This is a genomic window from Xanthomonas bonasiae (genome assembly GCF_014836395.1).
Taxonomy (GTDB): Bacteria; Pseudomonadota; Gammaproteobacteria; order Xanthomonadales; family Xanthomonadaceae; genus Xanthomonas_A; species Xanthomonas_A bonasiae.
Map to the genome: position 1 here is coordinate 264279 of NZ_JACSQX010000006.1, position 17764 is coordinate 282042.

18 protein-coding genes and 1 riboswitch are annotated in these 17764 nt (G+C 70.5%); of the genes, 15 read left to right on the top strand and 3 right to left on the bottom strand.

The window, feature by feature from the left end:
* Positions 1-5 precede the first annotated feature (5 nt).
* The 4 genes from H9658_RS11720 to H9658_RS11735 are packed head-to-tail and all read left to right on the top strand — an operon-like array spanning position 6 to position 3553.
* Entirely contained in the window at positions 6-236 is a 231-nt protein-coding gene (locus tag H9658_RS11720; RefSeq protein ID WP_191825471.1) for an acyl carrier protein, read from the top strand.
* A gap of 27 nt (positions 237-263) precedes the next feature.
* Positions 264-1739: an AMP-binding protein gene (locus H9658_RS11725; RefSeq protein ID WP_191825472.1), complete on the top strand. Its 1476-nt coding sequence runs from the start codon at positions 264-266 to the stop codon at positions 1737-1739.
* Positions 1736-2416 (top strand): alginate O-acetyltransferase AlgF, encoded by a 681-nt coding sequence (locus tag H9658_RS11730; RefSeq protein WP_191825473.1) that lies wholly within the window; start codon positions 1736-1738, stop codon positions 2414-2416. Before H9658_RS11725 ends, H9658_RS11730 begins: the two co-directional genes overlap by 4 nt.
* 3 nt (positions 2417-2419) lie before the next feature.
* Positions 2420-3553, top strand: coding sequence for an acyl-CoA dehydrogenase family protein (locus H9658_RS11735; protein WP_191825474.1), 1134 nt, complete (start codon positions 2420-2422; stop codon positions 3551-3553).
* An 18-nt stretch (positions 3554-3571) separates the two neighbouring features.
* Here H9658_RS11735 and H9658_RS11740 read toward each other — a convergent pair whose 3' ends face one another.
* A complete protein-coding gene (locus tag H9658_RS11740) occupies positions 3572-4588 on the bottom strand; it encodes a DUF4434 domain-containing protein (protein WP_191825475.1) in 1017 nt (338 codons plus the stop codon).
* 385 nt (positions 4589-4973) lie between these two features.
* Between H9658_RS11740 and def the strand changes: the two genes are divergently transcribed.
* The gene (def, locus tag H9658_RS11745) at positions 4974-5489 is read left to right on the top strand and encodes a peptide deformylase (RefSeq protein ID WP_191825476.1); all 516 of its coding nucleotides are present in this window, start codon (positions 4974-4976) and stop codon (positions 5487-5489) included.
* A 185-nt stretch (positions 5490-5674) separates the two neighbouring features.
* Here def and ettA read toward each other — a convergent pair whose 3' ends face one another.
* A complete protein-coding gene (gene ettA, locus H9658_RS11750) occupies positions 5675-7336 on the bottom strand; it encodes an energy-dependent translational throttle protein EttA (RefSeq protein ID WP_179568447.1) in 1662 nt (553 codons plus the stop codon).
* 145 nt (positions 7337-7481) lie between these two features.
* Complete coding sequence (locus tag H9658_RS11755; RefSeq protein WP_191825477.1) at positions 7482-8975, bottom strand: MFS transporter; 1494 nt, start codon at positions 8973-8975, stop codon at positions 7482-7484.
* Between the two features lie 134 nt (positions 8976-9109).
* On the opposite strand from H9658_RS11755, the gene H9658_RS11760 reads away from it, so the two are divergent.
* The 10 genes from H9658_RS11760 (at position 9110) to nusB (ending at position 17668) form a co-directional block, all read left to right on the top strand.
* Positions 9110-10024: a helix-turn-helix transcriptional regulator gene (locus H9658_RS11760; RefSeq protein WP_191825478.1), complete on the top strand. Its 915-nt coding sequence runs from the start codon at positions 9110-9112 to the stop codon at positions 10022-10024.
* 254 nt (positions 10025-10278) lie between these two features.
* Entirely contained in the window at positions 10279-10734 is a 456-nt protein-coding gene (locus H9658_RS11765; protein WP_179568441.1) for an RcnB family protein, read from the top strand.
* A gap of 123 nt (positions 10735-10857) precedes the next feature.
* Positions 10858-12111, top strand: coding sequence for a serine hydroxymethyltransferase (glyA, locus tag H9658_RS11770; RefSeq protein WP_191825479.1), 1254 nt, complete (start codon positions 10858-10860; stop codon positions 12109-12111).
* A 106-nt stretch (positions 12112-12217) separates the two neighbouring features.
* Complete coding sequence (gene nrdR, locus H9658_RS11775) at positions 12218-12748, top strand: transcriptional regulator NrdR (RefSeq protein ID WP_009576486.1); 531 nt, start codon at positions 12218-12220, stop codon at positions 12746-12748.
* A gap of 7 nt (positions 12749-12755) precedes the next feature.
* Positions 12756-13247, top strand: coding sequence for a GNAT family N-acetyltransferase (locus H9658_RS11780; protein WP_179568437.1), 492 nt, complete (start codon positions 12756-12758; stop codon positions 13245-13247).
* Positions 13244-14377, top strand: a complete 1134-nt coding sequence (gene ribD / locus H9658_RS11785) for a bifunctional diaminohydroxyphosphoribosylaminopyrimidine deaminase/5-amino-6-(5-phosphoribosylamino)uracil reductase RibD (RefSeq protein WP_225209907.1) — start codon at positions 13244-13246, stop codon at positions 14375-14377. The genes H9658_RS11780 and ribD overlap by 4 nt, the downstream gene beginning before the upstream one ends.
* 154 nt (positions 14378-14531) lie before the next feature.
* Positions 14532-14704, top strand: a riboswitch (FMN riboswitch).
* A 78-nt stretch (positions 14705-14782) separates the two neighbouring features.
* The gene (locus H9658_RS11790; protein WP_179568433.1) at positions 14783-15382 is read left to right on the top strand and encodes a riboflavin synthase; all 600 of its coding nucleotides are present in this window, start codon (positions 14783-14785) and stop codon (positions 15380-15382) included.
* Between the two features lie 105 nt (positions 15383-15487).
* On the top strand, positions 15488-16624 hold the full coding sequence (gene ribB, locus H9658_RS11795) for a 3,4-dihydroxy-2-butanone-4-phosphate synthase (RefSeq protein ID WP_191825545.1): 1137 nt from the start codon (positions 15488-15490) through the stop codon (positions 16622-16624).
* Positions 16625-16727: 103 nt separating this feature from the next.
* Positions 16728-17195, top strand: a complete 468-nt coding sequence (ribH, locus tag H9658_RS11800) for a 6,7-dimethyl-8-ribityllumazine synthase (RefSeq protein WP_179568431.1) — start codon at positions 16728-16730, stop codon at positions 17193-17195.
* Complete coding sequence (nusB, locus tag H9658_RS11805; protein ID WP_179568429.1) at positions 17192-17668, top strand: transcription antitermination factor NusB; 477 nt, start codon at positions 17192-17194, stop codon at positions 17666-17668. Before ribH ends, nusB begins: the two co-directional genes overlap by 4 nt.
* Positions 17669-17764 lie beyond the last annotated feature (96 nt).

Genomic DNA, 17764 nt, shown 5'->3' on the forward strand with positions numbered 1-17764 from the left:
ATCCCATGGACATGCAGACCCTCCAGACCCAGCTGAGCGACATCGTCGAGAGCGTGATCGGCACCCGCGTGCAGCCCGACGAATACATGGAATCGCTGTTCGATTCGATGTCCAAGGTGCAGCTGATGGTCGAGGTCAAGGACCGTCTCGGCGTGACCCTGCCGATCGACGAGATCGACACGCTGGTCGAATCGGTGCAGGCGCTGGCCGAGTACGTGGCCGCGCACCGGCGTTGAGCGCGGACCGCGCCAGGAGCCGCATGCATGCGCTTTGATTTCGAGCAATGCCGTTTCGTCGAGCGCGAACACGCCGCGCAGGCGCCCGCGCTGCGCGATGCCGATGGCGTGCTGGACTGGGCCGGGGTGTACCAGGCCACGCAGGAGTGGGTCGCCCGCGCGCAGCGCGCTGGCGTGCAGCCGGGCCATGCGCTGGTGATCTGGGGCCACAAGCAGTCCGCCTTCGTGGTGGCCATGCTCGGCTGCCTGCAACTGGGCGTGACCTACGTGCCGGTGGACACCATCAATCCGCCGGCGCGGCTGCAGCGCATCGTCGCGCTGGTGCACGCCGCCGCGGTCTACGACGCCGCCACCGATGCGTTCGGCCCTGGTGCCGACGACGCGCGCGCGCTGGCGGTGCCGGAGCTGGCCTACATCATGTTCACCTCCGGCAGCACCGGCGATCCCAAGGGCGTGCAGATCGGCCGCGACAGCGTGGCCCTGTTCGCCGGCTGGATCCGCGACTGCCTGGCGCTGGGGCCGGCGCCGGCCTTCCTCAACCAGATGCTGTTCAACTTCGATTTCTCGCTGTTCGACCTGTGCGGCGCGCTCGGCCTGGGCGGGTGCTGCGTGCTGTGCCCACGCGAGGTGATCGCCGACAGCGACCGTTTCGTCGACCATCTGCGCCAGTCCGACGTGGCGGTGTGGGCGTCCACGCCCTCGTTCGTGCGCCAGCAGTTGCTCAATCCGCGCTTCAGCGCCGAGCGCCTGCCCGCGCTGCAGGTGTTCGTGTTCGGCGCCGAGTCGCTGACCCCACGTGTGGCCGAAGAGGTGTGGGCGCGCTTTCCGCAGGCGCGCATCGTCAACTCCTATGGCCCGACCGAAGCGACCTGTTCCACCACCTGGGTGGAGATCGATGCCGCACTGCGCGCGGCCGCACCCAACCCGTTTCCGATCGGCGTGGCCAAGCCGTATGCCGAGGTGTTCCTCGACGCCGGCGAGATCTGCATGGCCGGCGACCACGTGATGCGCGGCTATCTGGACCGCCCCGACCTCGACCAGGGCGTGCTGTTCGAGCACAACGGCAAGCGCGCCTACCGCAGCGGCGACCTGGGCGAGGTCGATGCGCAGGGACGGTTCTACTTCCGCGGCCGCAGGGACGACCAGATCAAGCTCAACGGCTATCGCATCGAACTGGCCGAAGTGGATGCGGCGCTGTCGACCCTGGACGGCGTGGTCGCCGGTGCCGCGGTGGTGCTGCGCCGGCCCGATGGCAGCCTGGTGCGGATGATCGGCTTCGTCGAACTGTCGGTGCCGGGCCTCGGCGCGGTACAGCCACTGCCGGATGCGCTGCGTGACTGGAAGCAGCAACTCGGCCGCCGCGTGCCGGCCTACATGATTCCCTCCGAACTGATCGCCGTGGACGCGTTGCCCACCGGCAACAGCGACAAGGTCGATCGCAAACAACTGGAGCAGCGCTATGCCATGGCGCGCACGCTCCGCAGCCAGGAACCGCCACGATGAAATTGATGCTCGCATTGCTTGCCGCCACCGCGCTCGCGCCACTGGCCGCCAACGCCCAACAGGGCGCCGCGGAAGGCCGCCTCGCGCAGCTGTACGCCGCGCGCCCGCCGGCCGGTTCGGCGTTCGTGCGCGTGCTCAACCCGGGCGATGCCGCGCTCGAGGTCGGCATCGGCAATGGCGCCGCACAGCGCATCGGCCCGGCCACGCGTGCCACCCGTTACGCCATCGTCGAAAGCGGCAAGCCGTTCGCGCTGCGCGTGGCCGGCAAGGCGCGCGAGCAGGCGCAGGTCGCCGCGGGCAGCCTCACCACGCTGGTGCTGGACCCGGCCGCGCCGTCGCGGCCGCTGGCGGTGCTGGCCGATGGCGGCGGCAGCAGCGACGCGCTCAAGGCCGAGATCCGCTTCTACAACCTGGCCGGCGGCTGCGGCCAGGCGCGGCTGGCGATCGCCGACGGCGGTGCGGTGGTGTTCCCGGCCGTCGCCGCGGGCGCCAGCAGCGCGCGCGCGATCAACCCGGTCAAGGCCCGCCTGGTCGCCACGTGCGGCAGCAAGGACAGCGTGCCGCTGGCGCTGCCGTCGCTGCAGCCCGGCGACCACTACAGCCTGTTCCTGAGCGGCAGCGGCAATGCGCCGGTGCTGCAGGGCCAGCTCAGCGGCACCGATCCGGTCGGCCGCTGAGCCATGCGCGAGCGCCCCGTGTTCCGCGAAGACCACACCCTGTTCCGTGCGCAGGTGCGGCGTTTCATCGACAGCCAGATCGCCCCGCACTACGCGCAGTGGGAGCGCGACGGCATCACCCCGCGCGCGCTGTGGCGTGCGGCCGGCGCGGCCGGCCTGCTCAACTGCCAGCTGCCCGAACCCTACGGCCTGGGCGGCGACGCCGGGCATGCCGCCTGCGTGATCGAGGAACTGGCACGGGCGAATTTCCTCGGCATCGGCTTCTCGATCCATTCGGACATGGTCGCACCGTACCTGATGCAGCACGGCAGCGACGCGGTGCGCGCCGCGTGGCTGCCGAAGATGGCGCGCGGCGAGGCGATCGGCGCCATCGCGATGACCGAGCCCGGCGCCGGCAGCGACCTCAAGGCGATCCGCACCCGCGCCGTGCGTCACGGCGAGCACTACCTGCTCAACGGCCAGAAGACCTGGATCACCAACGGCAGCAACGCCGACGTGGCGGTGGTGGTGGCGACCGTGGCGCCGGAACTGGGCGCGCGCGGCTTGAGCCTGTTCTGCGTCGACACCGCACTGCCCGGCGTCGTCCGCGGCGCGCCGATGGCCAAGATCGGCCAGCACGCGCAGGACACCAGCGAGCTGTTCTTCCGGGACGTGGCGGTGCCGGTCTCGCACCTGCTCGGCGCGGAACAGCGCGGCTTCGATTACCTCGGCGAACAACTGGCCGCCGAACGCCTGGCGATCGCGCTGCGCGCCGCGGCCTCGGCCGAAGGCATGCTCGACCAGACCCTGGCCTACGTGCGCCAGCGCAAGGCGTTCGGCCGCCACCTGATCGACCACCAGAACACCCGTTTCGTGCTCGCCGACGCGGCGTCGCGGCTGGCGATGCTGCGCAGTTTCCTCGACCAGTGCCTGGGCGAGCACATGCAGGGCCGGCTGCAGGCGACCACCGCGGCGATGGCCAAGCTCAACGCCACCGAGATGCAGGGCCAGGTGCTGGACGCGCTGCTGCAGCTGCACGGCGGGTACGGCTACAGCAGCGAATACGGCATCGGCCGCGCCTGGGCCGATGCGCGCGCGCTGCGCATCTTCGGCGGCACCAGCGAGATCCTGCGCGACATCATCGGCCGCGCCCTGTAGCAGGCGCGCGGCGGGCGGCTATTGGCGCCCGGCGCGCCACTGCCGGCGCAGCGCCTGCGCACGCGGCGAGTCCTGCGACAGCCACGGGTCCAGCGCGAACGCGAAGATGCCGGCGGTGCCGCTGCGCTGCGCCCACGCCAGCTGCTTCTGGATACGTGCGGCATCGGCGGTCTGCGCCTGGAAGTGGCTGCCGTCGGCGGCCGAGCTGCGCAGTTCCTCGAACAGTTCGACCACCACGTCGAAGGCGACCTGGCGCGCACGCAGCGACGCCAGCAGCGGGTCCACGCCATCCAGGTTGTCCAGCCCGGCGACGCCGACGCCGTCCTGCACCATCGGCCGCAGCGGCACCTGGTCGAGGATGAGGTTCCACAGCTGCGGCAGCGAACCGCTGGTCTGCAGCCGGCTGAAATACGTGGAGATCGCGGTGACCTTTTCGGTGCCGGCGCTGGCCGCTGCGCACAGCGCGGCCAGCCAGCTGCACAGGCGCTGCTGCCGCGCGTCCTGCGCCCAGTGGAACTGTTCCAGTTCGTACGGCAGGTACCAGCCGTCGAAGTTGGCCTGCCTGCGCCACGGCGCGGCCTGCAGATAGGCGCGCGCGTTGTCCAGGGTCAGCGCCAGGAACGCATCCAGCGTGGCCAGGTCCGGCGCCTGCAGCGCCTTCCACCAACCGCTGTGATACGGCAGGCCGACCCGCACCTGCAGGCCGGCGGCGGCGGCCGTGGAGAAGATCAGCTGCAGCGTGCTGTCCGGCAGGGTCCAGTCCGCATCGCCGCCGCTGCCGTACAGCCCGGCCCACTGCACCACGATCTGCCGGCAGCCCAGGCGCTGGGCGAGCGCCATGTGCTGTTGCCAGTCCTGCGCGCTCAGGTCCAGGTGGCTGCGCCACGGCTGGATGAAGCTGCCGTCGAAACGCGGCGGATTCGAACAGCCCGGCAGCAGGCCCAGTCCGAACGCCGCCGGGGCCAGCACGGCCAGCCGCAGCAGGTCGCGCCGGCTCGGCGAGAAGAAAGAGGATCCAGGGCGATCGTTGTGCATTGCCTGCGCGCGGGGGAGTCCAGGTCGTTGTTCTACAGCATCGCCACGAAAAATCGCGTCGCGCCGCATGCGCGATGCGGCGACGGTCGCCGCAAACGCGCCGCTGCAGGTGGATTTCGCAGTGGCGCGCGGTGCCGGCCTCGCGTCCCGCTCGATGAGGCGCCAAGCACGCCGGCTGGGAAAGGCCGCCACGCGGCGGCCGACACCACCGGCCACCGCTGCTGCACAGGACTTGCGAAGGGCCGGCCGGGTGCAGTGTGGGAGAGGCTTCGGCCCCGGCCCCGTGCGCAGCCGCGAACACCCACGGTCACGCTGACGGGACCAGGCTGCAAGCGCGCGCCAGTCGGCGGATAATCGGCACGGCACTCGGGCACAGGAGCAGGGCATGATCCGCGACATCATCCGCATGGGCGACCAGCGCCTGCTGCGCATCGCGCAGCCGGTCGATACGTTCGGCAGCGCGCAGTTGCACGCCTTGGTCGCCGACATGTTCGAGACCATGGACGCCGCACGCGGCGTCGGCCTGGCCGCGCCGCAGATCGCAGTGGACCTGCAGTTGATGGTGTTCGGCTTCGACAGCAATGCACGCTATCCCGATGCGCCGGCGGTGCCGCGCACCGCACTGGCCAACGTGCAGATCGAGCCGCTGTCCGACGAACTGGAGGATGGCTGGGAAGGCTGCCTGTCCATTCCCGGGCTGCGCGCGGTGATCCCGCGCTACCGGCAGATCCGCTACCGCGGCCTGGACCCGGACGGCAACGCGGTGGTGTGCGAGGCCGAAGGCTTCCACGCGCGGGTGGTGCAGCACGAGCACGACCACCTGATCGGCCGGCTGTACCCGTCGCGGATCCGCGACTTCGGCAAGTTCGGCTTCGAGGACGTGCTGTCCTACGAGCTGTAGCGCTTTGGTCGGCGCTTCCCCCTGTAGGAGCGGCTGCAGCCGCGACCGGGCGTTACCGGTAATGCCCGGCCGCGGCTGAAGCCGCTCCTACAGGTCCAGGCGGCCGAGAGAACCCGAGCGCCGGAATGCACACGGCCCGCTGTGCGCGGGCCGTGGCAAGGTGCATCTGCGCGTTCCGCGCTCGCTTACTTGAGCGCCTTGAAACGCAGCCGCTTCGGACCGGCGTCGTCGCCCATGCGGCGGCGCTTGTCGATCTCGTACTCGCGGTAGTTGCCCTGGAAGAACTCCACGTGCGAGTCGCCTTCGAACGCCAGGATGTGGGTCGCGATGCGATCCAGGAACCAGCGGTCGTGCGAGATCACGAAGGTGTTGCCGGGGAACTCCAGCAGCGCGTCTTCCAGCGCGCGCAGCGTCTCGATGTCCAGGTCGTTGGACGGTTCGTCGAGCAGCAGCACGTTGCCGCCCTGCAGCAGGGTCTTGGCCATGTGCAGGCGGCCGCGTTCGCCGCCGGACAGGCTGCCGACCAGCTTCTGCTGGTCCTGGCCCTTGAAGTTGAAGCGGCCCAGGTAGGCGCGCGACTGGATCTCCACGCCGTTGATGTTGAGGATGTCCAGGCCGCCGGAGACTTCCTGGAACACGTTGTGGTTGCCTTCCAGCTTGTCGCGGCTCTGGTCCACGTAGGCCAGCTTCACCGTCGGCCCGAGCACGATCTCGCCCGAGTCCGGCTTCTCCTTGCCGATGATCATCTTGAACAGCGTCGACTTGCCGGCGCCGTTGGGACCGATGATGCCGACGATGGCGCCGGACGGCACCAGGAAGCTGAGGTCGTCGATCAGCAGGCGGTCGCCGAACTTCTTGGTGACGTGCTTGAACTCGAGCACCGCGTTGCCCAGGCGCTCGCCCGGCGGAATGAAGATCTCGTTGGTCTCGTTGCGGCGCTGGTAATCGACCGACTGCAGTTCTTCCAGGCGCGCCAGACGCGCCTTGCCCTTGGTGCGGCCGCCCTTGGCGTTCTGCCGCGACCACTCCAGTTCCTTCTGGATCGCCTTCTGCCGCGACTTCTCCTGGTTGTCTTCCTGCTTCAGGCGCTCTTCCTTCTGCATCAGCCAGTCGGTGTAGTTGCCCTTCCACGGAATGCCGCGGCCGCGGTCCAGTTCCAGGATCCACTCGGCGGCGTTGTCGAGGAAGTAGCGGTCATGGGTCACCGCCACCACGGTGCCGGTGTAGCGCGCCAGGAACTGTTCCAGCCATTCCACCGACTCGGCGTCCAGATGGTTGGTCGGTTCGTCGAGCAGCAGCATGTCCGGCTTCTGCAGCAGCAGCCGGCACAGCGCCACGCGGCGCTTCTCGCCGCCGGACAGCGGGCCGATCACCGCGTCCCACGGCGGCAGGCGCAGCGCGTCGGCGGCCACTTCCAGCTGCTGTTCCAGCAGGTGCGCATCGCCGGCGGCCAGGATCGCTTCCAGCCGTTGCTGCTCGGCGGCGAGCTTGTCGAAGTCGGCGCCTTCCTCGGCATAGGCCTCGTAGATCTTGTCCAGCGCGGCCTGCGCCTGCAGCACTTCGCCGACGCCTTCCTCGACCGCTTCGCGCACGGTCTTGGCCGGGTCCAGCTCCGGCTCCTGCGCCAGGTAGCCGACCTTGATGCCCGGCTGCGGGCGCGCTTCGCCGCTGAAATCGGTGTCCACGCCGGCCATGATCTTCAGCACCGTGGACTTGCCGGCGCCGTTGAGGCCGAGCAGGCCGATCTTGGCCCCCGGGAAGAACGACAGCGAGATGTCCTTGATGATCTGGCGCTTCGGCGGCACCGTCTTGCTGACGCCGTTCATGGTGTAGATGTATTGCGACATGGGGTCTCCGGAAGGCGCAGGACGCCCGCCGGCCGGGGCCGGAAGGCGCGAAATGGATGTCCGCGATTATAGCGGCACCGGCGCAGGCACGTCGGCGGCTGGCGCGCATGCGCCGCGTACCGACGCGGTACCGGCGCGGTCGGGTTCAGGCGGCCGCGGCCTGCACCTGGCGGCGCTGGCGCTGCCGGTAGACCAGCGTGCACGCCACCAGCAGCAGCATCGCCAGCCACTCGCTGCCCAGTGCCGCCTGCATCGCCGCCAGGCTGCCGCCGCCGCGCGCGTGCGCGTAGACCGCGCCCAGCGCCGCCGGGCCCAGGCCCATCGCCGCCTGCAGGACGGTGGAGAGCATGGCGCTGCCCGCACCCGCATGTTCGGTCGGTACCTGCGACAGGCCGATGCGGTAGAAGCAGGCCACGATCCACGCCTGTCCGGCGCCGATCAGCGCGGTCGCCGGCGCCAGCGCGCGCCAGCCGGGATGCGGCCACACCGCGTGCAAGGTCCACGCCAGCGCGAGCAGGCCCAGCATCTGCACCATGCAGCCCAGCAGCAGCGTCGGCAGCAGCCCGAACCGGGCCACCCCGCGCGCGCTGACCAGCGCCGAGCAGAAGTACGCCGCGCCGAGCACGATGAAGGCATTGCCCGACTGCAGCGGCGACAGCCCGGCGCCGGACTGCAAGGTCAGCGCGAGCACGAACATGAAGCCGCTCCAGCAGGCGAAGAACACCCCGCCCAGCAGCAGCGCGAAGCGCACGCTGGGCAGGCGCAGCAGCGCCGGCGGCAGCAGCGGCACGCGGCCACGGCGCTGCTGCCAGGCTTCGGTGCGGGCCAGCGCCGCCAGCAAGGGCACGCTCGCGGCCAGCACCGCCAGGCACGGCGCCGACCAATGCAGGGTGGGGCCGAGCGCCAGCGGCAGCAGCAGGCAGGCCAGGAACAGCCCCAGCAACCCGGCGCCGGCCAGGTCGGGCGGCATCCGCCGCGCCGCGCGCGTCTCCGGCACCGCGCGCAGGCCCGCCAGCGCCAGCACGCAGAACGGCAGGTTGATCAGGAAGATGGCGCGCCAGCTGGAACCGGCGATGTCGGCCGTGACCAGGGTGCCGCCCAGCACCTGGCCGATGACGAAGGCGATTCCGCCCAGCGAGCCGTAAAGCGCCAGCGCCCGCGCATGCGCCGCGCCGCGCAGGCTGACGTGGATGGTGGCGAGGATCTGCGGCACCGCCAGCGCCGCGCCCAGGCCCTGCAGCACGCGGCCGGCGAGCAGGGCGGGCACCGACCCGGCCAGCCCGCACAGCAGCGAGGCCACCGCGAACAGCAGCACGCCGGCGGCGAACACCCGGCGCCGGCCCAGGTTGTCGCCCAGCCGCCCGCCCGCGGCCAGGCCCACCGCGAACGCCACGCCGTACACCGCCACGATCAGTTCCAGCGCCGTCGCCGAGGCGTGCAGCGTGTGGGCGATGGAACCCAGGGCGACGTTGATGATGGAAAAATCGATCAGCGGCAGCATCTGCCCGAGCAGCAGGATCGCCAGGCCCCAGGCGCCCAGCGTCGGCGGCGAGGCGCTGGGGCAGGCGCATGCAGGCGGCTGCCGGTCGAGATGATCGAGGGAATGGGGCGCGGCGGCGGGAGCGGTGGAGGTGGTCATGGCGCGCAGTATCCGGACCGCTTAAACTGGTACAAGTAGTTATTTATCCTGGTATTGGCGCTTCCTGCCTGGGGCTGGGATCGCTGCGGTGGAGCAGGGAGAACAGCAAGATGTTGAGTGATCGGGTGAATCCCATGACCGACGCGGCGGGCGGTGGCGCCGTTGCCGCGCACGGTACTGCGCTGGCGGCCGAACGCGCGCGCGCGCTCGGCGCCTTCCTGCGGGCGCGCCGCGAGAGCCTGGATCCGGCGCGGCTGGGCCTGCCGCGTGCCGGCAGGCGCCGCACGCCGGGCCTGCGCCGCGAGGAGGTGGCCGCGCTCGCCGACGTCGGCGTCACCTGGTACACCTGGCTCGAACAGGGACGGCCAGTGCGCGCCTCCGCACGCGTGCTGACCGCCATCGCCGGCGCCTTGCAGTGCTCGGAGGTGGAAACCGGCCACGTGCTGGCGCTGGCCGGATTGGGCGATGCGGCGCCCCGGCTGCAGCCGCTGTGCGAGCAGTTGACCGACACCGGGCGCATGCTGCTCGACCAGCTCGGCCCCTGGCCGGCGATGCTGCAGAGTCCGCGCTTCGACATCCTCGGCGCCAATCCGGCCTTCGAGCGGCTGATGGGGGTGACCCTGGCGGATCTGCCGGACGCCGACCGCAACTGCGTCTACCAGGCGTTCACCAACCCGCACTGGCGCGCCCGCCTGGTCGATCGGGACAACGTCCTGCAGCACATGGTGGCGCTGTTGCGCGCCGCCATGGGCGAGCACCTGGGCGAGCCGGCCTGGGAGCGCCTGCTGGCGCGCTACCGCGCCGCCTCGCCCGAGTTCGACGCCTTGTGGCAGCAGCGGCGCGAGGTGCGCGGAGTGGAAAACCAACTCAAGCGCTTCCGCCACCCGCAGGCGGGCGAACTGCACCTGCAGCAGGTCAACTGGTGGTCGGCGCCGCGCAACGGCAATCGGCTGGTGGTGTACCTGCCTGCCGACGAGGCGGCGCGGGTCGCGCTGCTGCAACTGCATGCGCAGTCGGCCGAGGTCGCCGCGCCGGCCCATCACCATTGAGCGCAGGCGCGCAGTCCGGGACCAGGGGGCTGGGACTGCGCAGGTGGCGACCGCGTGTCGGGTTGCGGCGGACAGGCCCGCGCCGGTGGCGCCGATCACGTCGAAACGCCGCTGTGGACAGGAAAAAGAGGGCCGAAACGTAATGCGCGCTTACCCGTTTCGGGAAAGCTGAATACGTAACCGGTTCCAGCAGGAAGCGGTTCAGACGACAAGCGCATTAATGCAGTCGTGACACCAAAAGTGACGGAGCAGCCATGAACATCAAACGCATTGCCACCCTTGCCCTTTCGTCCCTGCTGGCGCTGGGTTTCATGGCGCCCGCCGCATTCGCCCGCGACGGCTGGGACGACCGCGATCCGCGCGGCTGGCACGACCGCGATCACGACCGGCGCGACTACGACCGGCGCGACCGCGATCGCGACCGCTACTGGCGCGAACGCGAACGCCACGACGACCGCCGCTACTACAGCCAGGGCTATCGCGACGGGTATCGCAGCCGTCCGGACGTCGTCTACTACCGTCCGGGTCCGCCGCCGTGGGCGCGCGGCCAGCGCTACTACGGCCCCAACTACGTGGTCTACGACTACGACCGCTACCAGGTGCGGCGCCCGCCATACGGCTACCGCTGGGTGCGCGACGACCGCGGCAACCTGCTGATGGTCGCCATCGCCAGCGGCATCATCGCCGACCTGGTGCTCAACGGCCGCTGATCCGGGCCGCATGGCACGCCACGACGGCCTCCTTCGGGAGGCCGTCGTCGTTTTGGTTCGCCGCCGGCCCTGCGCGGGGCTTAAACTAGCGGTCTGCCTTTTGTCCATGCCCCTGGAGACCCGATGTTCCCGCGTGCCGCCCGCATCGAAACCTACGATCCCGAACTGGCCCAGGCCATCGCCGCCGAAGCCGGCCGCCAGGAAGACCATGTCGAGCTGATCGCCAGCGAGAACTACTGCAGCCCGCTGGTGATGGAAGCCCAGGGCAGCCAGCTGACCAACAAGTACGCCGAGGGCTACCCGGGCAAGCGCTACTACGGCGGCTGCGAATTCGTCGATATCGCCGAGCAGCTGGCGATCGACCGGGTCAAGCAATTGTTCGGCGCCGACTACGCGAACGTGCAGCCGCATTCGGGTTCGCAGGCCAACCAGGCGGTGTACCTGGCGCTGCTGCAGCCCGGCGACACCATCCTGGGCATGTCGCTGGCCCACGGCGGCCACCTGACCCACGGCGCCAAGGTCAACGTCTCCGGCAAGCTGTTCAACGCGGTGCAGTACGGCGTGAACGAGCAGGGCCTGATCGACTACGACGAAGTCGAGCGGCTGGCGCTGGAGCACAAGCCGAAGATGGTCGTGGCGGGCTTCTCCGCGTATTCGCAGAAGATCGACTGGGCGCGCTTCCGTGCCATCGCCGACAAGGTCGGCGCGGTGCTGTTCGTGGACATGGCGCACGTGGCCGGCCTGGTCGCCGCCGGCGTGTATCCGAGCCCGCTGGAGCATGCGCACGTGGTCACCTCGACCACCCACAAGACCCTGCGCGGCCCGCGCGGCGGCATCATCCTGGCCAAGGGCGCCAGCGAGGACCTGGTCAAGAAGCTGCAGTCGATCGTGTTCCCGGGCATCCAGGGTGGTCCGCTGATGCACGTGATCGCGGCCAAGGCGGTGGCGTTCAAGGAAGCGCTGGAGCCGGAGTTCAAGGACTACCAGCAGCAGGTGGTGAAGAACGCGCAGGCGATGGCCAACACCCTGATCGCGCGCGGCTACAAGATCGTCTCCGGTGGCACCGAGAACCATCTGATGCTGGTCGACATGATCGGCAAGGACGTGTCCGGCAAGGACGCGGAAGCGGCGCTGGGCAAGGCCCACATCACCGTCAACAAGAACTCGGTGCCCAACGACCCGCGCTCGCCGTTCGTGACCTCGGGCCTGCGCCTGGGCACCCCGGCCATCACCACCCGCGGCTACCTGGAGCAGGACAGCATCGACCTGGCCAACTGGATCGCCGACGTGCTCGACGCCCCGGCCGACGCCGCGGTCATCGCCCGCGTGCGCGACGCGGTGACCGCGCAGTGCAGGAAGTATCCGGTGTATGGCTGAGCGGCGGGGATTCGGGATTGGGGATTCGGGATTGGCCAACGGCCGTTCCCGTGGACTCGCGCGTTCCCGAATCCCCAATCTCCAATCCCCAATCCCGGCACTCTGAATGCACTGCCCCTTCTGCCAGCACACCGACACCCGCGTGATCGATTCGCGGGTGTCCGAGGACGGCGCGACGATCCGTCGCCGCCGCGAGTGCGAGGCGTGCGGCGAACGGTTCAGCACGCTGGAGACGATCGAGCTCAAGCTGCCGACGGTGATCAAGAGCGACGGTGGCCGCGAGGCCTTCGATGCGCGCAAGCTGCGCACCAGCTTCGATCGCGCGCTGCAGAAACGGCCGGTGGCCGAGGAGCAGATCGAGGCGGCGGTGCGCGCGGTGGTGCACCAGCTGCGCATGTCCGGCGAGCGCGAATTGCCGTCGATCCGCGTCGGCGAGTACGTGATGGCCGAGCTGCGCAAGCTCGACCACGTCGGCTACGTGCGCTTCGCCTCGGTCTACCGCAGCTTCCAGGACGTGGCCGATTTCCGCGAGGAGATCGAGAAGCTCGAGCGCGAGCTGCCGGTGGGCAGCGAGCAGTTGCCGCTGCTGGAGCTGGTCCGCGCCGACAAGCCGGGCGACAAGTCCGGCAAGCGCTGAGGGCGGCATGCGCATCGTCTGCCTGGCCGAGGCGCCGCAGCACATTCCGGCGCTGGCCCGCGAACACCTGCAGGCCTTCGGCGACATGCTGCCGGAGTGGAACGTGGTCGAGGCCGAGGCCGACCTGCGCAGCCATCGCTGCGACAGCCGCATCCCGACCAGTTGGATCGCGCTCGAGGGCGACGACTGGCTCGGTTCGGTCAGCCTGCTGCAGAACGACGATGCGCGCATCCGCCAGTTCTCGCCGTGGCTGGCGACGCTGTACGTGCGCCCGCAGGCGCGCAGCGGCGGCGTCGGCGCGCGGCTGGTCGCGCATTGCGTGCAGGCCGCAGCGCGGCTGCAGGTGGGGTATCTGTATCTGTATTGCGAACCGCGGCTGGTGCCGTACTACGAAGGCCTGGGCTGGCAGCCGCATGTGCAGCTGCCGCTGGGCCCGCTGCAGGTGACGGTGATGCGCATCGACGCCGGCGCGTTGGCGGCACCGGCGCAGACCGCATGAGCGCGGACGTCGTGAGCGCGGACGTCATGAGCGATTTCTCCGCCGACGATCATCGGCACATGGCGCAGGCGCTGCGCCTGGCCGAGCGCGGCGCCTACACCACGCGTCCCAACCCGATGGTCGGCTGCGTGATCGTGCGCGACGGCGCCGTGGTGGGCGAGGGCTTCCACCAGCGCGCCGGCGGCCCGCATGCGGAGGTGTTCGCGCTGCGCGCCGCCGGCGCGGGCGCGCGCGGCGCCACCGCCTACGTGACCCTGGAACCGTGCGCGCACTACGGGCGCACCCCGCCGTGCGCACTGGCGCTGATCGAAGCCGGAGTGACGCGGGTGGTGGCGGCGATGGCCGATCCGTTTCCGCAGGTCAACGGCGGCGGTTTCGCGCTGCTGCGCGAGGCCGGCGTCGAGGTTCGCTTCGGGCTGATGGAAGCGCAGGCGCGCGCGCTGAATCGCGGCTTCCTGTCGCGGGTGGAACGCGCCCGGCCGTGGCTGCGGGTCAAGCTCGGCGCCAGCCTGGACGGGCGCACCGCGCTGGCCAGCGGCGAATCGAAATGGATCACCGGCGCGGCCGCGCGCCAGGACGTGCAGCATTGGCGCGCGCGCGCCGGGGCGATCCTCACCGGTGCCGGCACCGTGCTGGCCGACGACCCGTCGCTGAGCGTGCGCCTGGACGACGGCGCCGAGGTCGTGCCGCCGCTGCGCGTGGTGCTGGATGCGCAGCTGCGCACGCTGCAGCAGGCCAAGGTACGCGACTCCGCGGCGCCGACCCTGTACCTGCATGCGCCGGGCGTGGCGCCGCCATCGCTGCCCGGGGTCGAGTTCGCCGCGGTCGCGCTGCAGGCCGGCCGCTTCGATCTGGGCGCGGTGCTGCAGTTGCTCGCCGCGCGCGGCATCAACGAGGTGCAGGTCGAGGCCGGCGCGACCCTGAGCGGTGCGCTGCTGCGCGCCGGCCTGGTCGACGAGCTGCTGCTGTACCTGGCGCCGCTGCTGCTCGGCGCCGCCGCGCGCCCGCTGCTGGCCGGGCTGGGCATCGACACGATGGCGCAGCGCGTGCCGCTGCAGTTGCTGGAGACGCGCCAGGTCGGCGACGACCTGCGCCTGCTGCTGCGGCCGGTGGCGACGGACGCCGGGTAACGGCAACCGGCATCTGCTGCGCCGGCGTGCTGCCGCCATGGCGCAAGGTTGCCGCCTCCGCCGTGACGCTACGTCCCATCGGTGGCCCGCCCCGCCGCAGCGGCCGTCATGCCGCGCCCTGCTAGAATGCGCGAGCCGGTTCGCCGGCAACCACAAACGTCTTCAGGGCGGGGTGCGATTCCCCACCGGCGGTAGGTGCGTTCGCGCACGAGCCCGCGAGCGCTTGGGTCGTCGGACCGGCACGCAGGTGCGGTTCGGGGACGCAAGGTCAGCAGATCCGGTCCGATGCCGGAGCCGACGGTATAGTCCGGATGAAAGAAGACGGCCTTCGCGCAGCCTTGCGGCTGTGCGCGTGCCTGTTTGCCTTGTGGCGTTTTTCGCTCACCATGCTTGCGAGAAACGTTTATGTTCACCGGAATCATCGAAGGGGTCGGCCGCCTGGCCGCGCGCCAGCCGCAGGGCGGCGATATCCGCTTCACCTTTTCCACCGGCAGCCTGCCGTTCGCCGACGTGCAGCTCGGCGAGAGCATCGCGGTCAACGGCGTATGCCTGACCGTCGTCGCCTTCGACGCGGCGTCGTTCCAGGCCGATGCGTCCACCGAAACCTTGTCCCTGACCACGCTCGGCGCGCTCGCCGAAGGCGCGGCGCTGAACCTGGAGCGGGCGATGCGCCCGACCGACCGGCTCGGCGGGCATCTGGTCAGCGGCCATGTCGATGGCCTCGGCAGCGTGCTGTCGATCCACGAGGACGCGCGTGCGCAACGCTGGCGCTTCGCCGCGCCGCCGGCGCTGCTGCGCTACATCGCCAAGAAGGGCTCGATCTGCGTGGACGGGGTCAGCCTGACCGTCAACGAAGTGGACGATGCCGGCTTCGAGGTGGCGCTGATCCCGCACACGGTGGCGCACACCGCGTTCGCGCACACCGCGGTGGGATCGGCGGTGAACCTGGAAATCGACCTGGTCGCGCGCTACGTCGAACGCCTGCTGCACGGCCGCCAGGACTGACCTGCGCCTTCCCGTCGTCTGCCGTGCCGTCGCCGCTGCCCGCGGCGGCGCTTGGCGCCTTCCGTCTTCTGCGAGTCCCTCATGTCGCCATCCACCGCCCCTAGCCTGAACTTCGCCCCCGTCCCCGAGCTGCTGGAGGAAATCCGCGCCGGCCGCATGGTGGTCATCGTCGACGACGAGGACCGCGAGAACGAGGGCGACCTGATCATGGCCGCCGAGCTGGTCAAGCCCTCGGACATCAATTTCATGGTCACCCATGCGCGCGGCCTGGTGTGCCTGTCGCTGACCCGCGAGCGCTGCGCGCAGCTCGGGCTGGCGCCGATGGTCCAGCACAACACCGCGCAGTTCCACACCAACTTCACCGTCAGCATCGAGGCCGCCGAGGGCGTCACCACCGGCATCTCGGCCTACGACCGCGCGCATACCGTGCGTACCGCGGTCAAACCCGACGCCAAGCCGCACGACCTGAGCCAGCCGGGCCACATCTTCCCGCTGATCGCCCAGCCCGGCGGTGTGCTGACCCGCGCCGGCCACACCGAGGCGGCCGGCGACCTGCCGCTGCTGGCCGGGCTGGAACCGGCCGGGGTGCTGGTGGAAGTGCTCAATCCCGACGGCAGCATGGCCCGGCGCCCGCAGTTGGAGGAGTTCGCGCGCCTGCACGGGTTGAAGATGGGCTCGATCGCCGACCTGATCGCCTACCGCCTGGCCACCGAGCACACCGTCGAGCGCATCGACGAGCGCCCCATCGAGACCGAGTTCGGCAGCTTCTCCCTGGTCACCTACCGCGACCGCATCGCCCACGACCTGCATTTCGCGCTGGTCCGCGGCACTCCCGACGCCGAAACGCCGACCCTGGTGCGGGTGCAGGTGGAGAACCCGCTGGCCGACCTGCTGCACTGGCGCCGCGACGATTTCGGCGTGGCCGCCAGCGACGCGCTGCGCGCGATCGCCGCGGCCGACAGCGGGGTCATGGTGGTGCTGTCGGCGCCGCGCGACAGCCAGGCGCTGCTGGCGCGGCTGCGCAAGCAGCCCGACGTGGCCGCCAACAGCAAGGACGTGGGGCAGTGGCGGCGCAACGGCGCCGGCAGCCAGATCCTGGCCGACCTGGGCCTGGGCAAGCTGCGCGTGCTGGGCACGCCGCGCCGCCAGATCGGCCTGGCCGGGTTCGGGCTGGAGGTGGTGGAGCATGTGGAGTTGGAGCCGGGATTGGGGAGTCGGGAGTCGGGAGTCGGGAAAGGCTGATTCCCTTACGCTGCTTCGCTATCGGCGCTGCAAGCGCTTCCGGGGCCCGAGCCCGGAACACGCCGCCTGCTAAACTCTCCCACCCACTGAACCTGCCACCGCCATGACCCACTACGAAGGCGACCTCCGCGCTCCCGAAGCGGCCCGTTTCGCGATCATCGCCAGCCGCTGGAACGCGCGCATCACCGACGTGCTGGTCGCCGGCGCGCGCGCGAGCCTGTCCGGCAACGGCATCGCCGACGACGCGGTGGACGTGATCCGCGTGCCCGGCGCGTGGGAACTGCCGCTGGCCGCCGCGCGCCTGGCCGCCGCCGGCCAGCACGCGGCGATCATCGCGCTGGGCTGCGTGATCCGCGGCGACACCCGCCACTACGAACACGTGGCCGATGGCTGCGCCGAAGGCCTGCTGCGGGTGTCGCTGGACTTCCGCATCCCGGTGCTCAACGGCGTGCTGGCGGTGGAGCAGGTCGAGGACGCCGAGGCGCGCGCCGGCGGCAGCCATGGCAACAAGGGCGAGGAAGCGGCGCTGACTGCGCTGGAAATGGTCAATCTCCTGGAGCTGCTGCCATGAACAAGCCCGCTGGCCACAAGCATGTCCGTCGCGACGGCGTCGATCCGGTGCTGCGTTCGCGCGCGCGCCGGCGTGCGCTGCAGGCGATCTACGCCTGGCAGATCGCGGGCGGCACGGCGCAGCACGTGATCGCGCAGTTCGCGCACGAGCAGGCGCACGAGATCGCCGACCTGGTCTACTTCGAGAACCTGGTCGAAGGCGTGCTCAAGCACCGCGCCGAACTGGATGCGGCGCTGGTCGGCTACCTGGACCGTACCGTCGAGGAAGTGGACGCGATCGAGCGCGCGGTGCTGCGCCTGGCCGCCTACGAACTGCTGCACCGCCACGACGTGCCGTACCGCGTGGTGATCAACGAAGCCATCGAGACCGCCAAGCGTTTCGGCTCCGAACACGGCCACACCTACGTCAACGGCGTGCTCGACCGCGCCGCGCTGGAATGGCGCACGGTGGAGTCGGGTGGCGCGGGCGCCTGAGGGCGCGGGATTGGGCATTTGGGATTGGGGATTCGCAGGCGCTGCATTCCCTCCCGAGCCACGGCTGTGGCCTGGCTGTTGCCAATCCCCAATGCC